Raw genomic sequence first — 16,407 nt, 5'->3', positions numbered from 1 at the left:
CGGCCGAGAGTATGACGCGAGCCTGACCGTCAGACCGTCGGCGCCGCCCGCGACAACGCCTTGTGCTTCGCAATGCCCGCGTCCACCTCATTCTTGAAGAAGGCGTAGCAGTACCAGCGGTAGGAGTCGGTGTTGTAGATGGTGGCGTTCTTGTGTCCATCCGCAAGGCGCTTCACCTGCTTCGACCCGATGAAGTGGCCCCCTCCCGAAGCTGCCAGCTCTCCATGAGCGTTGTTGCCTTTGCATTGCGGGATATTGGCATCCGCACGGGGCGCGTAGTGCGCGGCATTGAGCAGGTCATGATGCTCCTGACACACTCCGCAGATGTCGGCGAGTCCGAGGTTGTGCCCCACTTCGTGGATCAGCACACCGGCATGGAAGTGCCCGACCGCCCCCTTGGGAAATGCCGGCCCGATCGCCATGAGGTAGCCGCCCCTGCCGCCCTTCAACAAGGCGGCGTCGCCTTTTTCCTTGCTGTCGTACACCATCCAGCGTGGATCGCGCAGGTCGACCACCATCTGGTCTATCTTGGTTCGCACATAGCTCGCGCGCGACGCGAACCCGGACTCGGCGCTTGCGTTGCCGCCGGCAATGCCTGCCTTGCGGGTCGCGCTGCTGCCGTGCCACGCCCGCGAACCGAATATGGTTTCGTAGCTCGTCTTGCCCGGCCATGTGTACAGGCCGACATGGCGCCTGGCTTCCTGGAGCATCAGGAGTGCGGTGTCGAGGCAAGTCCCCAGTTCGTCGACCCGTGCCTGGTCGAATCCGACGAAGCGCACATGGCGGTGATTGCCGGCAGCGGGCTTCAGCACCACCTGGTCGACGATTTCCCGGCATCTTTCGACCGTCAGCTCCTGATTCATCAATCTGGGGCCGAGGCCGTCTGCAAACTGGATGGCATGGCGAACCTTGCCCAACTGCAGCTCGATGGGAAAGTTCTGACGGACGTAGTCGGACAGCCTGGGCATGCGCGGCACCTTGAAAACCGGGAGGCGACGAGTTTCCCATCGAATGAATACTTTTCACCTCCCATGAATTGGGCACGCGAGCCGCCAACCCGCACCTTTCTGGGCAAAGCGAAGCGCTGAACCGGCCTCGATGCCAGGCGCTGCCAGGGCCGGATTTACCAGTTCTCGGGTATGGCCCTTCTGAAAACGAAAAGACACACTCGCCCGCGTTTGTCTTATCTGGTTTTCACAAGGGAAGAATCATCATGCTCACTCGACTCCAACACGCGCTTCGGTATTTGCCGGCGGTCGCCTTGCTTGCCGTGGGAAGCGCGCATGCGGCAGGCTATGTTGCCGGCGGCGTGGGCAACGGAGGCGCCGGGCAGTCCGGCGGATCGGGAGGCGCCGGAGGCGGCGCGGCCGTGGTCTCGGGAGACGGGGCCACCTCGATCGGTGCAGGCGGTGATGGCGGCACAGGAGCCTCTGGCGGAACCGGCGGCACGGGTGGGTCGGGCGCCAGCGCAACCGCAAGCGGCGCGACCGCCATCGGCGGCGGTGGTACCGGGGCGCTGGGCGAAGCGGGAGGAACGGGCGGCGCAGGAGGAAGCGGCGCCCAGGCCTCGGCGGGCGGTGCAATCGCGCTCGGCGCGGGAGGCATGGGCGGCGACGGTTGTTGCGGCAACCCCGCCCCGACAGGCGGCAGCGGCGCGCAGGCTTCGGGCAATTCCGCGATCGCCATCGGCAGCGCCTCGGGCACAAGCCAGGGCGCCGTGGCGTCGGGCAACGGCAGCACCGCGATCGGCGGCGCGAACGGCGGGTCTTCTGGAGCGGCGGCATTGGCCACGGGCAGCGTGGCCCTCGGTTCCGGCAGCCAGGTATCGAGCGGCGCGACCAACAGCGTCGCCATCGGCGCGAACTCGGTCGCCACCGCGGCCAACACAGTCTCCTTCGGGTCCGCCGGCCAGACACGCGCACTGGTCAACGTCAGTGCCGGTGCAGTGAATGCCACGAGCACCGATGCCGTCAACGGCAGCCAGCTCTACACCGTGCAGCAGACCGCCTCGACTGCGCAGTCTCTCGCGCAGAACTCGGCGCAGTACGGCGCGGGCGGCACATCGCTGCAGCTCAACGCCAACGGCGGCGCCGGCACCACGATCAGCAACGTGAGCGCGGGCCAGGCGACCACCGATGCAGCCAACGTCGGCCAGGTGCAGCAGGCGCAACAGACTGCCATCACCACGGCCAACAACTTCACCGTGCAGCAGGTGACGGCGCTGCAGACATTGATGAACCAGGCCCTGGCCAGCGGCGTGTGCGCGGTGGGCGCGGGCGGTGCCGTGGCCTGTGGCCCCGGCGCCAGTTCCAGCGGTGCGGGCAGCACCTCGATGGGCACCAACGCGCAGGCCAATGGCGAGAACACCGTGGCCATCGGCAACGGGGCGCAAGCCAGCAACACGGGCTCGGTCGCCATCGGCGCCGGCGCCAAGGCGCTGGCCGACCCCACCACCGCAGTTGGCAACAACGCCATCGCCACCGGCAACAACGCCGTCGCGCTGGGCGCCAACACATTGGCCTCGGGCAGCAACGCGGTTGCACTGGGCCAGGGCTCCGTGGCGGAGCGCGACAACACCGTGTCGGTGGGTAACGCCGCCACCGGTCAGTTGCGCGGCATCACGAATGTCGCGCCGGGGGTGCTGGGCACCGATGCAGTCAACGTCAATCAGCTGCAGCAGGCGGTGAGCAACGCAACCAGCCAGGCCAATGCATTTGCTGCGCAGGGCGTGGCTGCTGCGCTGGCCATGCCGTCGATGCCTACGCTGCCGGTGGGCAAGAAATGGATGGGTGCGGCCGTGGGCAACTATGCGGGTGCGTCGGCTGTGGGCTTCGCGTTTGGCTATCAGGTCAATGACAACCTGAATCTGGGGGTGGGGGTTTCGACTGCTACGAGCAGTGGGAACAATAGCAGGGTGGCGGCTCGGGTGCAGGCGGGGTATGCGTGGTGAGAGGTGTGGAAAGAAGTGCCCACAACAATCCAGCTGAGCGAACCGTATCGACTCGCGGCACGCGGGATTCAGTTGATGATCTCTCCCATGCCAACGCGTACGCGCTCCCTGAGCTGCCGGATGTACTCCGGATCGAAGGGCTCCCAGGTCTCCAGTTCGCCGACGATTCGCAGAGGCTGTCGGCTTCGGTACGAGCGTGTGGGATTGCCCGGGAACTTCTTGTCGGTGACGTTGGGATCGTCCTCGTAGGCGCCCGTGGGTTCGACGATGTAGACGCGGCCACGGCCGTCGCCCCTCGCCATTTCGGCAGCCAGCCCGGCGCCCTTGGGCCAAGCGGTGAAGTAGATGTGGTTCATGACGACGCGGCCGTCGTAGTTTGACCGAAAGCCGGCCGTGAGCAGATCGCCCACCTGAAGGTCCGCCCGCGTGCCGTGGAAGTAGGGGTCGGCGTCCAAGATAGCCATCGTGGGTCGCTCCTCTGCAGAAAGAAAAAGCCGCGGAGTCTACGCGGGGCCGTCGTCCGCATGCGCAATTCAGCCCATTGGCGGAATCGCTTGGAGGACGTCCCTGAAAACGCTGAACTGCAGCTTGAACGCTGGCGGGTTGTAGTCCTGGTAATAACCTGCGGTCACCACGACAACGAGATCGCGCTCCGGAACGATGCGAATCGACTGGCCGCCCCGACCCAGTGCGCCAATCCAGTTGACGACGCGCGCATTGGCTCGGGCGCGGCCGAGCCACCAGAGATACCCGTAGAACTGATCGTCCGTCGCCTTGAGCTTCGATGTTGTCGAGGTCTCGATCCAATCCCTGGAAACGATCTGGCGGTCGTTCCAGCGACCGCCAGAGAGGACAAGCTGGCCGATCTTCGCCATGTCGCGCGGCCGCATGCGCAATCCCCCTCCCGCATCCGTATCCCCCTTCACTCGACTCCACTCGAAGTCGGTAATGCCCAGAGGTTTGAACAACTCTGTCCGGGCAAATTCGTCCAGGGGGCGTCCGGTAGCCTTGCGGACAATGGCGGAGACGAGGGTGAGCGCGCCGGTGTTGTAGAAGAACTCCTGGCCCGGTGGCGCAGTCGACTCCAGTCCCAGAACGTAGCGAGACGGCTCGGCAGCCCTGTGCATGCGCGACTCGTCGTTGTCCTCCCCGGTGGCGGGGGTCGCCTCCACCCACTTCAGACCCATCGACATGGTGAGCGCATGTACCAGCTGGATGCGATCCTTTTCAGGGGAACGCAAATCCGCCAATTCGGGAAAGAAGCTGAAGATCGGTTCGTTGACGCTGCGGATCAGCCCCTGATCAATGGCGATTCCCACTGCAAGCGACGCGACGCTTTTTGAAACCGACTTCACGTCATGCAGGGTATCGGCGTGAAAGGTGACATCTTTCACCCGACTGCCAAAGAAGAGGCCGGGTACCTGGTCGGAGCCACTGAAGTACCGCTCGAACACCAGCTTTCCGCTGCGGGCGACCAGCACGGAATGTATGTTGGACGAGGCCGCGAGCTGATCGGCCATCCTGCATAGGGGGCCGCGATCGATGAGCTTGTCGTCACTGTTGGCGGAGATCGCCCACCCATCGCCTCGCGCTGTTGGAGCGCCACAGGCATCGGACGCATCCGCGAACGCTGGCAACCCAGGGAGCGATGCAAGCGCAGCCCCGCCAAGAAATGAGGCAAACCGGCGCCGTTTCATAGTTCATCCTCGGGTGGAGTTTGCAGATATTTCAGCCGCAGCGGGAATGCCACGCCGTTCAGCTATCCGGTCTTCAAAGGCCCCGCGAACTTGTAGGCAGTGAGGATGATGCCGGACGGCATTGCCTTCGTACTGGCGAGCTCGAAAGAGCGTGGCGGCGTTCCCTCCGCAAAGAGGCGCTTCCCGGTGCCCAGCAGGACCGGATAGACGATCAGCATGGCCTCATCTGCAAGCCCATGTTCGAACAGCGTCGATGTCAGCGTGGAGCTACCCCAGAGGACCAGGTCCGGCCCAGCCTGCGACTTGACGCGGCGAATGCCCTCGACGACATCTAGTCCAAGGCCTTCGAACGGGCCCCACTCAAGACTTTCCGGGCGATGGGTAACGACATATTTGGTAGCCGCATTCAAGGCATCCGACATCGGGCTGCTCGGTGCCTTCGGCCAGAAGCCTGACCACAAATCGTAGGTGCGACGGCCAAGCAGCAGATCGAAGCGCCCGCCGTGCGCGGCGAAGACTTCATCCCGGCCCGCGGGAGTTCGATAGGGCACGGTCCAGTCAGCGTAGGGGAAATCGTCATCGCTGGAGGTCTGGATCACGCCGTCCAGCGATATGTGCTCCATGATCTTGAGCTTTCTCATTCGGATCTCCGTGCTTGGGGTTGGAGGTTCTGAGGATTGGCTTGTGCAAGGCGGCCGCTGCTTGACGAATGTGGTGCGGATGGTAGTGGACTTCGACAGCGACCACCATCAGCGGAAGACGCAACATCAAGCAATGTCGGTCGAGCGAGTCAGCGCTTCATGGCTCGTCAGGCTCGCCTGCATGGCGTCGAGCTTTGCTCGCACCAACCCCAGCGCGTCGCTGCCGATCAGCAAGTGCTCCGGCGGCTCCGGCATGTCCACCAAAGTGAGGATCGCCGCAGCAGCCTTGGCCGGATCGCCCAGTTGCTTGCCGCTCTTGTCCACGCGCGATTGCCGGATCGGGTCGAACAAGGTGTCGTAGTCATTGATGGAACGCGCACTGCGAACCATCGAGCGGCCGGCCCAGTCTGTCCTGAAGGAGCCTGGGGCGACAGCCGTGACTGCGATGCCGAGGCCCTTCACCTCTTTTGCCAGCGTCTCGGAAATCCCTTCGAGGGCGAACTTGCTGCCGCAGTAGTAGCTGATGCCGGGCATCGTGATGTAGCCGCCCATCGACGTGATGTTGACGATGTGGCCGCGCCGGCGCTGGCGCATGAACGGCAGGAACGCCTTGATGACGGCAACCGCGCCAAAGACGTTGACGTCGAATTGGCGGCGCATCTCGTCGAGCGACGACTCCTCCAGGATGCCCTCATGGCCATACCCGGCGTTGTTGATCACGACGTCCACCGGCCCAAGCTCCGCTTCGACGGCGGCCGCCAGTGGTGCGACAGCGTCGAACTGCGTCACGTCGAGCAGCTTCACATGCGCCTCTGCGCGAACTTGCGCTCTGAATTCCGCTGCCGCCTGCTTGGTTCGAACGGTCCCGACGACGCGATGGCCGGCCTGTAGCGCGGCGTTGGCGATGGCGCGACCGAAGCCGCTGCTGACGCCTGTGATGAAGAATGTCCTGGTGTTTTTCATGCATCGATTCTCGGAATTGGGGGCGCCGCGAGCCAGTCCCGATGCTATGTTTGGCTTGCCTATTCCTATGAAGGATGCATGCCTTCTGGCCGCCTTTTGCCTGAATTGATGCACAGTACGCTGAATGAGTAAGTCACGCGCACCGTCCACCGATCACGCTCCCGGCACCCACGAGGCGCGCCAGGCCAGCATGGTGGCGCTCTTGAAGCGGCTCGCGCCTCGAGAGGGCTACACACTGACGGCGCTGCCGGACGTGCGTTTTCTTCGCTCCGATCGCCCGCTGGCATCGACTCCCGTGCTCTATGAACCCGGGATCGTCATCGTCTGCCAGGGTCGCAAGCGTGGCCTCTGGGCAAATCAGGTCTACCTCTACGACGCCCAGCACTACCTCGCGGTGTCCGTGCCGGTCCCGTTCACCATGGAGACCGACGCCACCGCCGACGAGCCTTTGCTTGCGATCTACTTCAGCCTCGATCTCGCCGTCCTCGCCGGCCTTGCGTTGCAGGTCGACGAACTCACCGGGAGTTCAAGGACCGCACCAGTAGGCATGTTCTCGACACCGATGGACGACGCGTTGGCGCAGACCGTCCTTCGATTTCTCGAAGCGATGAGTTCACCGGTGGAAGCTGTATTGCTCGGGCCGGCAATCGTGCGCGAGATCTATTTCAGGGTGCTCATCGGAGAGCAAGGAGCATCGATGCGCGCGGCGCTCGCTGGTCGGGGCCAGTTCGGAAAGATCGCCAAGGCTGTGCGGCGCATCCACAGCACGTACAGCGATCGCCTTACCGTCGACCACCTGGCCCACGAGGCGGGCATGAGCATCCCTACGTTTCACGCGCACTTTCGTACCGTCACCCAAAGTTCCCCGATGCAGTACCTCAAGTCGGTACGCCTTCATCAAGCACGCCTGCTGATGCTGCGAAACGAGAAGACGGCGTCCGCCGCGAGCATCGAGGTGGGATATGAAAGCGCGTCGCAGTTCAGTCGCGAGTTCAAGCGCTTTTTCGGACTCAGTCCGAGCGATGAGATTGTTCGCCTGAAGTCGAGCTTCGCAATGCCGCCATTGCCGCGAGAGCAAGCATGGGTGTCGTCCCATTGATTGACGCAGACCGGCTCCTGCAATGTGGCTTCACAACGAGGGCTGCGAGGCCCTCGTCATCAGGCGCAGGTTCTGCACGGCCGCGCCTGCGGCACCTTTACCCAGATTGTCGAGAACCGCGCTCAAGACGATCTGACCTGTGCGTTCATTGAATGCCACGGCCAGGCTCATGTCGTTCGAGCCGTTGTGGACTTGCGGGTCCAGTTCGGTCATCGGCACGGCATACGACATCGGCATTACGCGCACGTGCGCCGCATCGCGATATCGCTCCGCAAGGCATTCGTGGATGCGCACGCCCGAAACATCAGAGGGAAGCATTCGCGCGTGCAGTCCGATGGTGAGCACGATGCCCTGCCGGTAGCTGCCATAGGCCGGCACGAAGATGGGCCGCTCCGCCAAGCCGCCATAGGCCTCGATTTCCGCCACGTGCTTGTGCTCGAGTGCAAGACCATAGACCTTCAGCGAATGCGCTCCTGCACCCCCAGCTCCGGCCTCATGCGCTTCCGCCCCCGCCCTGCCCTGACCCGAATAGCCTGAGACGGCGTGGATGACAAGCGGATAGTCGGCGGGCAACAGGCCCGCATCGGTCAGTGGTCGCAGCAGGGCGACCGCGGCGGTGGGATAGCAGCCCGGATTCGTGACCCGCAGTGCCGAGGCGATACGTTCGCCTTGCCGAGCATCGAGTTCCGGCAGGCCGTAGACCCAACCCGGGCTGGTGCGGTGCGCAGAGCTGGCGTCGATGACACGCACGGCAGGGTTATCGATCATCGCCACCGCGTCGCGCGCCGCTGCATCGGGCAGGCAAAGGATTGCGATGTCGCTCTCGTTGAGAGCGGCCCGTCGGGCAGCCGCATCCTTGCGCAGGCTTGTCGGCAGTGTGCGGATGCGAAATTCCCCACCCCGCAGGCGGTTCTGCAGGTCAAGTCCAGTAGTGCCCTGGTCGCCGTCGATGAAAATATTGAGGTCCATAGGGCGCAATCGTAGGGATACGACCTCGATGGCTCCAGCTAAATATACGGAACCCCAGATTAAGAAAAGTTAAATTAGCGATATGCGGGAACTGAGCCTTGACCATCTGCGCACCCTTGTCGCCATCGCCGACCTCGGGTCCCTGGCCAATGCTGCGCGCGCCCTTCACCTAGCGGCACCCACCGTCACCGTTCAGATCGCGGAACTGGAGTCGCGCCTGGGTGGCCAGTTGCTCGTTCGCGGGCGGGGGCCCGCGCAAGCAACCGCCTTGGGTGAGCGCTTCATCGCGCGTGCCCGCAGGCTGCTGGCGGACGCGGACGACGCAGTGGAGGACGTTCGACGTCAGCTCGCCGGCCAAACGGGCCGCGTACGGGTGGGAGCCTCGACAGGCGCCATTGCGCACCTGCTGCCGCCCGCACTCGAACGCCTTGCCCGGAACCATCCCGGCATCGACGTGAACGTGCAGGTGCTGACCTCCAACGACAGCATGGCCCGGCTCGCCGCAGGCAGCCTTGACTTGGCGGTAGTGGCGCTGCCGCAGGCGCCTGTGCGCGGTGTGCATGTCACGCCTCTGCGGCGCGAGTCTGTCGTCGCCTTTCTGCCGGCGGACTGGAAAGCACCCAAGCGGCTTACCCCGCAGTGGCTCGCCCAGCGACCGCTGATCATGAACGACTCGTCCACACGTCTTTACCGGCTGACAGCGGAATGGTTCTCTGCGGCTGGCGTCCATTGCCGGCCGCGCATCGAGCTCAACTACAACGATGCGATCAGGACGCTGGTCGCCGCCGGCTACGGAGCGGCCTTGCTGCCGGAGGAATCGCACGAGCCCGCGCGTGATCCTCGCATCGCCGTCCGCCCGCTCAGCCCGGCTCTATGGCGGCAGCTGGGTCTCGCGGTCAGCGACCGGGGCGCCAGCGGCCCGACACGTTTCGTCTTGGAGGCGTTGCTGCCTGCGAGGGATTCGGCTGCTTGAGTCGGCGCCGGGCCCTGGCCCGCGGTTGCTCAGACCCCTTCGATGATCCGTAGATCCCGTTCAGCGCCGTCGCCCAACGCAGCAAGCGCGGCTTGGTAATCGGGACTGTCATGCGCGGATGTAGCTTGCTCGATGCTGTCGAACTCGATCAACACAGTGCGTTCGGACAAACCGAACTCGTAGACCTTGGCGGGCAGGCCACGCGCCAGAAAGCGCCCACCGCCGGCGGTGATCGCCGGGCCGGCCAGCTTCGCATAGGCTGCAAGTTTGTCGGCGTCCTTGACGGCACGGTACGCACTGACCCAATAGGCTTTTGCCATGGTGACTTCTCTCTTGTTGCTGAATGAACAATATAGCTTCCGTTGCCCATGACCTTGCCGAGGCATGGTCGAGAAGGCCGTGCTAGGTCGGCTCGACTACCGCCGCTGCTGTTGCGTCCACCGCCACCGTCGGCCGTGCGTAACGCCACGCGATCAGCGCGCCGATACCCAGGAACACCGCGGCAATGAAAAACGGTGCGCCTGGCAAATGCACCGGTGCGTCCGCACCGATGAAATAGCCGAAGCTGCCGGCGAACGTCGCTGGTCCGACGATGCCTGCCACCGACACCAGGCTCGTCAACGCGCCCTGCACGCGACCCTGCTCACTAGCATCGACCTGTTTGGTGAGCAGCGTCTGTGCCGCCGGTCCGGCGACCGTCAACAACGTGCCGAACGGCAGCGCAGCCACAAGGACCCAGCCGACATCGGCGAAGCCGTAGATGACGAAGCCGAGCACGCCGCACCCCAGCCCGAACAACAGGGTGCGGTGCTCGCCGAAGCGCTTCACGCCCGGCCCGATCAACAGCACGTTGACCAACACGCTGAGCACGCCCACCAGTCCGAGCACCCAACCGACGGCGTCTTCCTTCCAGCGGTATTGGTAGTCGGCGAACAACACGAACACGCTGGGATAAACATACTGCGCGAGGTTCACAAGGAAAATCACCGCCGCCAGCCCGAACACCTGCGGGTAGCGCTTCAGCAGCACCAGCGATCCGATCGGATTGGCATGCGACCAGTCAAACTTCCGGCTGCGCCGTTCCGAAGGCAGCGACTCCGGCAACACGAACCATCCGTAGCAGAAGTTGAGCATGGTCAGGCCGGCCGCGAACCAGAACGGCAAGCGTGAATCGATGTGGCTCAGTTGCCCACCGAGCACCGGCCCGAGCACCAGGCCCACGCCGAACGCCGCGCCCACTATGCCGTAGCTCTTGGCGCGCTCCTCTGGCGGCGTCACATCGGCGATGTAAGCGTTGGCTGCAGTAAGGCTGGCCGAGAACACACCAGACACCACCCGGCCGATGAACAGCCACGGCAAGCTGCTGGCCAGGGCCATGAACACAAAGTCCACGGCCAACCCCAGGCACGACAGAAGAATCACCGGTCGCCGCCCGAAGCGATCGGACAATGCGCCCTGAATCGGCGAGCAGATGAACTGGATAGCTGCAAACGCCGTACCGAACACCGCGATCCAGTACGCCGCTGTTGCGGTACTGCCACCAGCCAGGCGCTCCACCAGATGCGGCAGACCAGGAAGAATCAACCCGAACGCCAGGAAGTCGATCAGCACGGTCACGAATATAAAAGCGAGCGCGGCACGGCGGGCGCGCGGCGCTTGAAGGGTCGAGGTCATCGTGAGTTCAACCGCTGCGACTCAGGTACTTGCTCATCCGGGGACGCGCCTCGCGGATGCCACCAAGCCGACCAAGCAAGCCATCGAAGAAGCCGACTATCAGTGCAATGCACTTTCTCAAACGATCGCGCTCGAACATCAACATGGGCAGGATCTGCTTCAGCGTGTAGACGTTGATGAACAAAATCGCGGGAAAGGCGCGCACATGCGCCCGCGAGAGGTCGAGGGCATTGCGCGTCTGGTAATAGCGCCGCACGGCCGAATAGTTGATGACGTAGATCTTCCAACCGAACAGCGACCTGGTCTGGATATCGCCGATCTGGTGCCGAAGCACGACGTGCGGATTCAGATAAATCGGTACGTCGCGGTGCAGTGCGCGCATGCAATAGTCGGTGTCGACGTGGTCGATCACGTAGCGCTCGTCGAAGCGACCGATCCTGGCCCAGGCCGCGCGCGAAATCAAAGAGCCAGAAGAGATCAGGAAGGCGCAGCGAACCAGCGGCTCGGTGAAGGGCTTTCGCAGGTCGAATTGATAGACACGCTTGCCCTCCAGGCCGAATTGCGGAATCAGTGCGTCCAGGTTCGTGTCGTGGACGAGCGGGCCGATCAGGAAGGCAGCGTCTTCTTCACTCACGCCGTCATCGCCCGTGTCGCGATCGTGTTTCCTGCCCTGCGCCGCTACCGCGGCCTGGCACATGGCATCGAAGTAGCCGGCCGGCAGCTCCGAATCCTGATCGAGCAGAAAGAAGAGTTCAACGCCCCGCGCTTCGAGCTCGACGATGCCGCAGTTGAAGGCACCCGCGATGCCGCCACGGTTGCCGTTGTGCAGCACGGCGATCCCCGCGTCGACAAGCGTGCGATGCCAGTCGCCCACTTCTGGCGTGTTGTCGACCACGCAAAGGCGCGGGCACGCCTCTGCAAGCGAATGGAGGTTCGTCAGTTGCCCGTCGGTGGGGAAATAAGTGACGACAACGGCACCGAACGAAAAGGACATCGCGATCTATCCAGAGTGACAGGCGTTCGGAGTGTGGGCCCGAACCGATGACAATTTCAAGCGTTGTTACGGGCTCGGGCCGACATGCAGTCCTGGCGGTTGGTTTTGCGCAAAAGCGATGCGTGATCGAGCTGACTGAAGTACTAGTCTGGTGCGGTGAATGGCCAGGAGAGGCTGCGAGAGTTCTTGCCTGCGTTCATAACAAAGTATGAATCTGGCTTGCCTGGGCATCCTGTCGCTCTAGCGAAGTCACGTCTATTTGAAGAATGGTGGCGCGGACAGTAGACGGACACCGATCGGATAGATACGAAGAAAGTTAGTGAAGCAATCGACATCGATACCGGCTTGTGGCCGGAAACGGTAGTTGCGATGCGCGCCCTGACGGACGCCAATCGAGACATTGCCGTCGGCACAGCCTATGCCGCTTTCATGCTCAGCGTGACACGAAACAGCGCGTCGTCCTGAAACTCGTAGTGCCGTGTGTTGGACCCAAAATCGCCTTTGATCCACCATTTCTCCCCAGAGCTTTCTCTGAAAGAAATTCCCTCCCGCATGAAGCCCTGCTTCGCCTCATCGAAGCTCTCATACAAGGGGATGCCCACTTCGTCACGCGCGATAGGCCTGAAACCCTCGCTGGCCGCGATATAGAGAAACACAACGTCCAGCTTCTGGTCTTGGTCGAAGCGGAACTGAAAACCGGACGCTTGTGCTGCAGCCCAATAAACATCCTCAAGATTCTCGTGTGTCCGGTCGAAGTCGTAGACGACTTGCATGTCCTGCACCTCCAACACTTCGACAACCTCGTCATCCTTCAGCTGCCGCCCCAGCAGCGATTCGAAATCCATAGAAGCTCCCTTGCTCGTTCAGTGGAAAAGAAGCCCGACGCCACGACTTCGTTGTACTCAAGCTGCCATTGTGGGCTGAAGAAAAGTTATTCCCGCAAATCGAGACTTCCTAGCGCATTTGCTTTTCCGCACCGCGCCGCTCTTCTCTAAAGTAAATGCCCTCGCAACCAAACACCCCGCTATGCGGGCAAGGAAGACAGCACCAACAGCAAGCCACATAAGCAAACCGCATCGCCTCACGGCGGGCCATCGACGCACCCGCGCATCGATGCAAACGTGAGGCACAAAAGGCGACGGCCAGGGTGCGGAAACACCCCAGCCGTCTAACCAAGTGACGTGCACAACCTTGGAAGGACGCACACCAAATGGCTAAACGAATTATGGCCCGGCCTCACACGCCGGCATCTCCCGACGCAACCGCTACTACCGCGACTGGACCGGGCCCGTCGGATCTTCTGGAAAACAAGCTGGAGCAGTTGCGATCGCTGCTGTGGTGCCTGCATGGGGACGGCCGATGGGGCGAGCAGGAAGACTCGGAGCATCTGAACAACGTGCTCTGGCTCGCGGCGGAGTTGGCGCGAGAGGCAGCGGCGTTGTTTCAGGAGAGCGCGCGCTTTTGAGGCGAAGCCGCGCCACTGGCGCGGCCTCCCCTTCCAACTAGGCCGCAGTCGGGTTCATGGCGGCAAAGGTAGCGTCGTAGCGGCCATCCCGCTCGGCCCAGCGCCTGGCTCTGTCGCGCTCGACCAGCACCTCGCCCCGGGGGTGGTCTTGCGACTCCAGCAGCTGCATGACCTCCGCCACGTACGCGGCAAGCGGCATGGCGCGCGGGTCGGATGCTTGGCTGTCACCTGTGAGTTCCGTCTGCACATAGGGCGGTGCCAGTTCAAGCACTTCGACCGGAACATTGCGCAGCTGATGGCGCACCGATTGAAGCCAGGAGTGCACGAATGCCTTGCTGGCGCAATAGGTCGGAAAATCGGCCCGGGGCACGAAGGCAAGGTTGGAGCTGGTCGCCATGATTGCCGCGTCTGGCTTCCTTTTCAGCACGGGCAAGAATGCCGCCGTCACGCGCAGCACGCCCATGATGTTCGTCTCCACGATTGCCTGGGCGGCAGAAACATCCCAGCCGTCCGCGGCCATGTTCTCCGCTCGCGAGATGCCGGCGTTGGCGACAAGCACATTGAGTTCGGGAAAGCGCGCACGAACGTCTTCGGCAAGACGAGGCAACGAGGCCGGGTCATCAAGGTCGAGCGGCATCCCGACCATGCCCGGCCGGCTTGCCGTGATTTCATCGAGCAGGGCCTGCCGTCGCCCCGAGACGATGACGCGATTGCCGCGGTCGTAAAAAGCTTCGGCGAGCGCACGGCCGATGCCGCTGGTTCCGCCGGTGATGAGAATTGTGTTGCCGGTCATTTTCATGATTCGCTACTCCTTGGTGCGTTGGGGTCGTACGCAGGTGACGTGACAGTGCATTCGCCTCGTCCTCGAAAGGATCGGCGATGCGGCTTGTGAAAGGAAAAGATGAACGAGTCCAGCGCCAGTCGACCGAGGATCAGTGCGACAAGCGTGGCAAAGGGGTCAGGATGAGGGAAGTGATGTCATGCCAAAGGCTCCTTTAGTGCGTCGAGACACTCCCTGCTGGGATCCTCTCGACAAAGGACGCGTTGGATGACGGTAACGCCTACGACAGTGCCGTGGAGGCAACTGCGGGGGCGACTATAAGCGTGGCGCTGCGCTGTCGTCAATGCTTCATCGGTGCCGGCCTTTGACCGCTACTCTGGTAGTTAAGCCCCGCCGATCACAAAGAACAATTTCGCCATCGTAAATTCGCCGGAGGCTGGCCACTTGAAGGCGGAGAGCCGTCGCGTAATGCGCTCGTCCTGCATGCCGTTGACCGTGAACACCACCTGCTCCACCTTCCCCTTGACGATCAGGACAACCAGCTTCGCCCATTGCAGTTCCTTTGTCGGGGAGCTGTTCCGCAACTCCGCAGCGATCAACTGCTCAATCTGCTTCTGGGTGGCCTCATTGATCGACACGCCCCGCTGCCCCCACTCGGACAAGAAAATCCGGCGCCGAGTGCCATTGATCTCCCATGCATCCTTTCTGACATGGGAGTCGGCATGATCGAAGAGCTCCGCGTAGATCGGGTGCAATGTCGTAAGACAGAAGTTCTGCAGCGAGTCTTTGAACGCCTCCTCGGCGGTGCTCCCAATGCCCACGACAAAATCGTCGAGCCGGCGCCCATCCTTGAACGTGATGGAAACCCGGGATTCGACCGAGTACAACTTGCTGGAGGCAAACTCCTTTGCCTCATGGATCTCACCGTCGAGAAGTACCCCTTGCGCGGGGAAGAAAAGCCCATTCGGCTTCTTCTCGAATTTCGTGAAGTTGTGGGCCTTGAGCCAGAGTTCGAAATAGGAGTTGACGTACTCGCGCCCCTGTCCTGCGTGTGCCACGCTGCTCAATAACACGATGAGGGTTGCGAGAAGACGGATCACAGGGTGCATTGAATTACCCTTTCCTCTGAGGTTTGGTGATGAACATTTAGTTTGGCACGGCATCCTGGCCATTCCCTAAATGGCTCAAATGAGCCCGAAGCGGCTGCACGTAGTCATTCGATGCGATCAAGCTCCGCCTCAATATCACTTCGCAACCGAAGCGGATCAACGATGACTATCTTGCCCTCGGGAGTGGGGAAGACAGCAATCTTCATGCGGTCTTGGGCAAAACCGGGCAGCCACTTCTCGATCCACTCGTGAACTTCGATCGGCGTCGGAGTTGCATTCGCCCACAAGTCCACGGCCAGCATGCGTGCATATGGCTCATGCGGCCACACCGGAAACATGGGGCCCTCCGTATCGGCAACTGAAACCCATCCATCAGGGCCGCGAAGACCCCATACAACCTCCCAATCGGCCACCTGGCCGACGAAGTGCGCGTAGCGGGTAGGAGCATCGGTCTTGAGCACCGCGGAAATCTCTTGTTCATGAAGCCGCTTCATTGGTTGCTTCCGAATGTTGAAAATGTTTGGTTGCTCGTCGACTTTGGCTCGTTGTCGCGAATGACTGGTCCTGGCCGAATTCGGCTTCACTGGTCAGCAGTGAAAAGCACGAAACGACCTTCAGCGGACGCCTTGGCGTACAGATCCTTTACACCAACGAACCAAGTCCACGTGTACTCGAAGTCTTCGTCGGAAATGTCGCCGTCGTAATCTTTGGCATTGATATTGTTATAGAGCTGCCTGAATTCGGTCTCGCCAACAAGCACCAGGGCTGCCGCAATATCTTGGACTTGAGCTGGCGTCTTCAAGCTCATGATGTAGTCGTCTTTGGAGTAGAGGCATCTGCCGCCCAAGACGACGTGGTTGAGCGGATAGGCTCCGCCCGACCATGACAGCATTCCATCCGAGAGGGCCCGATGCATTGCATCCCACGACTTGTCGGACTCTGCAACGTAGGCCTCGGCTTCTTTGAAGTAGCGCTCCTCTATCTGTTCTGTCACATGTGCGAGACGATCATCGTCGTTTTCGATGGCCTCCAGGGCCATCGCATCGTCTTGGGTAAGAGCGAAATGAACACCGAGACAGCTCATTTTGTAAG

General features: G+C 62.2%; 18 protein-coding genes. 4 read left to right on the top strand and 14 right to left on the bottom strand.

Features of this window, described 5'->3' with window-relative positions; translation table 11 throughout:
* Positions 1-29: 29 nt before the first annotated feature.
* Complete coding sequence (locus tag ACSFBF_RS14060; protein WP_435467902.1) at positions 30-968, bottom strand: hypothetical protein; 939 nt, start codon at positions 966-968, stop codon at positions 30-32.
* A 245-nt stretch (positions 969-1,213) separates the two neighbouring features.
* On the opposite strand from ACSFBF_RS14060, the gene ACSFBF_RS14055 reads away from it, so the two are divergent.
* Positions 1,214-2,950: a YadA family autotransporter adhesin gene (locus tag ACSFBF_RS14055; RefSeq protein WP_435467900.1), complete on the top strand. Its 1,737-nt coding sequence runs from the start codon at positions 1,214-1,216 to the stop codon at positions 2,948-2,950.
* Between the two features lie 68 nt (positions 2,951-3,018).
* On the opposite strand, the gene arr is transcribed toward ACSFBF_RS14055, so the two are convergent.
* The 4 genes from arr to ACSFBF_RS14035 form a co-directional block, all read right to left on the bottom strand.
* Positions 3,019-3,414 (bottom strand): NAD(+)--rifampin ADP-ribosyltransferase, encoded by a 396-nt coding sequence (arr, locus tag ACSFBF_RS14050; protein ID WP_435467899.1) that lies wholly within the window; start codon positions 3,412-3,414, stop codon positions 3,019-3,021.
* 69 nt (positions 3,415-3,483) lie between these two features.
* Positions 3,484-4,470 carry a serine hydrolase domain-containing protein gene (locus tag ACSFBF_RS14045; protein WP_435467897.1) on the bottom strand — a complete coding sequence of 329 codons (987 nt, stop codon included), beginning with the start codon at positions 4,468-4,470 and terminating at the stop codon, positions 3,484-3,486.
* Positions 4,471-4,709: 239 nt separating this feature from the next.
* A complete protein-coding gene (locus ACSFBF_RS14040; RefSeq protein ID WP_435467895.1) occupies positions 4,710-5,288 on the bottom strand; it encodes a dihydrofolate reductase family protein in 579 nt (192 codons plus the stop codon).
* Between the two features lie 126 nt (positions 5,289-5,414).
* Positions 5,415-6,251, bottom strand: a complete 837-nt coding sequence (locus tag ACSFBF_RS14035) for an oxidoreductase (protein WP_435467893.1) — start codon at positions 6,249-6,251, stop codon at positions 5,415-5,417.
* Positions 6,252-6,375: 124 nt separating this feature from the next.
* Here ACSFBF_RS14035 and ACSFBF_RS14030 point away from each other — a divergent pair, with 124 nt between their 5' ends.
* Positions 6,376-7,350: an AraC family transcriptional regulator gene (locus ACSFBF_RS14030; protein ID WP_435467891.1), complete on the top strand. Its 975-nt coding sequence runs from the start codon at positions 6,376-6,378 to the stop codon at positions 7,348-7,350.
* A 30-nt stretch (positions 7,351-7,380) separates the two neighbouring features.
* Here the strand turns inward: ACSFBF_RS14030 and argC are convergent, their stop codons facing one another.
* The gene (argC, locus tag ACSFBF_RS14025; protein ID WP_435467889.1) at positions 7,381-8,319 is read right to left on the bottom strand and encodes an N-acetyl-gamma-glutamyl-phosphate reductase; all 939 of its coding nucleotides are present in this window, start codon (positions 8,317-8,319) and stop codon (positions 7,381-7,383) included.
* Between the two features lie 82 nt (positions 8,320-8,401).
* Between argC and ACSFBF_RS14020 the strand changes: the two genes are divergently transcribed.
* The gene (locus ACSFBF_RS14020) at positions 8,402-9,292 is read left to right on the top strand and encodes a LysR family transcriptional regulator (RefSeq protein ID WP_435467887.1); all 891 of its coding nucleotides are present in this window, start codon (positions 8,402-8,404) and stop codon (positions 9,290-9,292) included.
* A gap of 29 nt (positions 9,293-9,321) precedes the next feature.
* On the opposite strand, the gene ACSFBF_RS14015 is transcribed toward ACSFBF_RS14020, so the two are convergent.
* The 4 genes from ACSFBF_RS14015 to ACSFBF_RS14000 all read right to left on the bottom strand — a co-directional run bounded on the left by ACSFBF_RS14015 (position 9,322) and on the right by ACSFBF_RS14000 (position 12,805).
* Positions 9,322-9,612 (bottom strand): DUF1330 domain-containing protein, encoded by a 291-nt coding sequence (locus tag ACSFBF_RS14015; protein WP_435467885.1) that lies wholly within the window; start codon positions 9,610-9,612, stop codon positions 9,322-9,324.
* Positions 9,613-9,694: 82 nt separating this feature from the next.
* The gene (locus ACSFBF_RS14010) at positions 9,695-10,966 is read right to left on the bottom strand and encodes a TCR/Tet family MFS transporter (RefSeq protein WP_435467883.1); all 1,272 of its coding nucleotides are present in this window, start codon (positions 10,964-10,966) and stop codon (positions 9,695-9,697) included.
* 7 nt (positions 10,967-10,973) lie between these two features.
* A complete protein-coding gene (locus tag ACSFBF_RS14005; protein ID WP_435467881.1) occupies positions 10,974-11,960 on the bottom strand; it encodes a glycosyltransferase family 2 protein in 987 nt (328 codons plus the stop codon).
* A 416-nt stretch (positions 11,961-12,376) separates the two neighbouring features.
* Entirely contained in the window at positions 12,377-12,805 is a 429-nt protein-coding gene (locus ACSFBF_RS14000; protein ID WP_435467879.1) for a hypothetical protein, read from the bottom strand.
* 365 nt (positions 12,806-13,170) lie between these two features.
* Between ACSFBF_RS14000 and ACSFBF_RS13995 the strand changes: the two genes are divergently transcribed.
* Positions 13,171-13,425: a hypothetical protein gene (locus tag ACSFBF_RS13995; protein WP_435467877.1), complete on the top strand. Its 255-nt coding sequence runs from the start codon at positions 13,171-13,173 to the stop codon at positions 13,423-13,425.
* 37 nt (positions 13,426-13,462) lie between these two features.
* Here the strand turns inward: ACSFBF_RS13995 and ACSFBF_RS13990 are convergent, their stop codons facing one another.
* From ACSFBF_RS13990 to ACSFBF_RS13975, 4 genes are all read right to left on the bottom strand, one after another.
* Complete coding sequence (locus ACSFBF_RS13990; protein ID WP_435467875.1) at positions 13,463-14,224, bottom strand: SDR family oxidoreductase; 762 nt, start codon at positions 14,222-14,224, stop codon at positions 13,463-13,465.
* A 365-nt stretch (positions 14,225-14,589) separates the two neighbouring features.
* The gene (locus tag ACSFBF_RS13985; RefSeq protein ID WP_435467873.1) at positions 14,590-15,315 is read right to left on the bottom strand and encodes a DUF6348 family protein; all 726 of its coding nucleotides are present in this window, start codon (positions 15,313-15,315) and stop codon (positions 14,590-14,592) included.
* A 104-nt stretch (positions 15,316-15,419) separates the two neighbouring features.
* A complete protein-coding gene (locus ACSFBF_RS13980) occupies positions 15,420-15,809 on the bottom strand; it encodes a DUF2750 domain-containing protein (RefSeq protein ID WP_435467871.1) in 390 nt (129 codons plus the stop codon).
* Between the two features lie 86 nt (positions 15,810-15,895).
* Entirely contained in the window at positions 15,896-16,399 is a 504-nt protein-coding gene (locus tag ACSFBF_RS13975) for a YfbM family protein (RefSeq protein ID WP_435467869.1), read from the bottom strand.
* Between the last annotated feature and the right edge of the window lie 8 nt (positions 16,400-16,407).

This window comes from Variovorax nivicola, from assembly GCF_051216475.1.
Classification (GTDB): Bacteria; Pseudomonadota; Gammaproteobacteria; order Burkholderiales; family Burkholderiaceae_C; genus Variovorax.
Note: the sequence above shows the minus strand (reverse complement) of the source record. Positions and strands in the feature narration are given on the sequence as shown.

What these genes read in the sequence shown, in the direction of transcription:
- ACSFBF_RS14060 (WP_435467902.1), bottom strand. Translation starts at nt 968, where the DNA reads ATGCCCAGGCTGTCCGACTACGTCCGTCAGAACTTTCCCATCGAGCTG.
- ACSFBF_RS14055 (WP_435467900.1), top strand. Translation starts at nt 1,214, where the DNA reads ATGCTCACTCGACTCCAACACGCGCTTCGGTATTTGCCGGCGGTCGCC.
- arr (WP_435467899.1), bottom strand. Translation starts at nt 3,414, where the DNA reads ATGGCTATCTTGGACGCCGACCCCTACTTCCACGGCACGCGGGCGGAC.
- ACSFBF_RS14045 (WP_435467897.1), bottom strand. Translation starts at nt 4,470, where the DNA reads ATGGCCGATCAGCTCGCGGCCTCGTCCAACATACATTCCGTGCTGGTC.
- ACSFBF_RS14040 (WP_435467895.1), bottom strand. Translation starts at nt 5,288, where the DNA reads ATGAGAAAGCTCAAGATCATGGAGCACATATCGCTGGACGGCGTGATC.
- ACSFBF_RS14035 (WP_435467893.1), bottom strand. Translation starts at nt 6,251, where the DNA reads ATGAAAAACACCAGGACATTCTTCATCACAGGCGTCAGCAGCGGCTTC.
- ACSFBF_RS14030 (WP_435467891.1), top strand. Translation starts at nt 6,376, where the DNA reads ATGAGTAAGTCACGCGCACCGTCCACCGATCACGCTCCCGGCACCCAC.
- argC (WP_435467889.1), bottom strand. Translation starts at nt 8,319, where the DNA reads ATGGACCTCAATATTTTCATCGACGGCGACCAGGGCACTACTGGACTT.
- ACSFBF_RS14020 (WP_435467887.1), top strand. Translation starts at nt 8,402, where the DNA reads ATGCGGGAACTGAGCCTTGACCATCTGCGCACCCTTGTCGCCATCGCC.
- ACSFBF_RS14015 (WP_435467885.1), bottom strand. Translation starts at nt 9,612, where the DNA reads ATGGCAAAAGCCTATTGGGTCAGTGCGTACCGTGCCGTCAAGGACGCC.
- ACSFBF_RS14010 (WP_435467883.1), bottom strand. Translation starts at nt 10,966, where the DNA reads ATGACCTCGACCCTTCAAGCGCCGCGCGCCCGCCGTGCCGCGCTCGCT.
- ACSFBF_RS14005 (WP_435467881.1), bottom strand. Translation starts at nt 11,960, where the DNA reads ATGTCCTTTTCGTTCGGTGCCGTTGTCGTCACTTATTTCCCCACCGAC.
- ACSFBF_RS14000 (WP_435467879.1), bottom strand. Translation starts at nt 12,805, where the DNA reads ATGGATTTCGAATCGCTGCTGGGGCGGCAGCTGAAGGATGACGAGGTT.
- ACSFBF_RS13995 (WP_435467877.1), top strand. Translation starts at nt 13,171, where the DNA reads ATGGCTAAACGAATTATGGCCCGGCCTCACACGCCGGCATCTCCCGAC.
- ACSFBF_RS13990 (WP_435467875.1), bottom strand. Translation starts at nt 14,224, where the DNA reads ATGAAAATGACCGGCAACACAATTCTCATCACCGGCGGAACCAGCGGC.
- ACSFBF_RS13985 (WP_435467873.1), bottom strand. Translation starts at nt 15,315, where the DNA reads ATGCACCCTGTGATCCGTCTTCTCGCAACCCTCATCGTGTTATTGAGC.
- ACSFBF_RS13980 (WP_435467871.1), bottom strand. Translation starts at nt 15,809, where the DNA reads ATGAAGCGGCTTCATGAACAAGAGATTTCCGCGGTGCTCAAGACCGAT.
- ACSFBF_RS13975 (WP_435467869.1), bottom strand. Translation starts at nt 16,399, where the DNA reads ATGAGCTGTCTCGGTGTTCATTTCGCTCTTACCCAAGACGATGCGATG.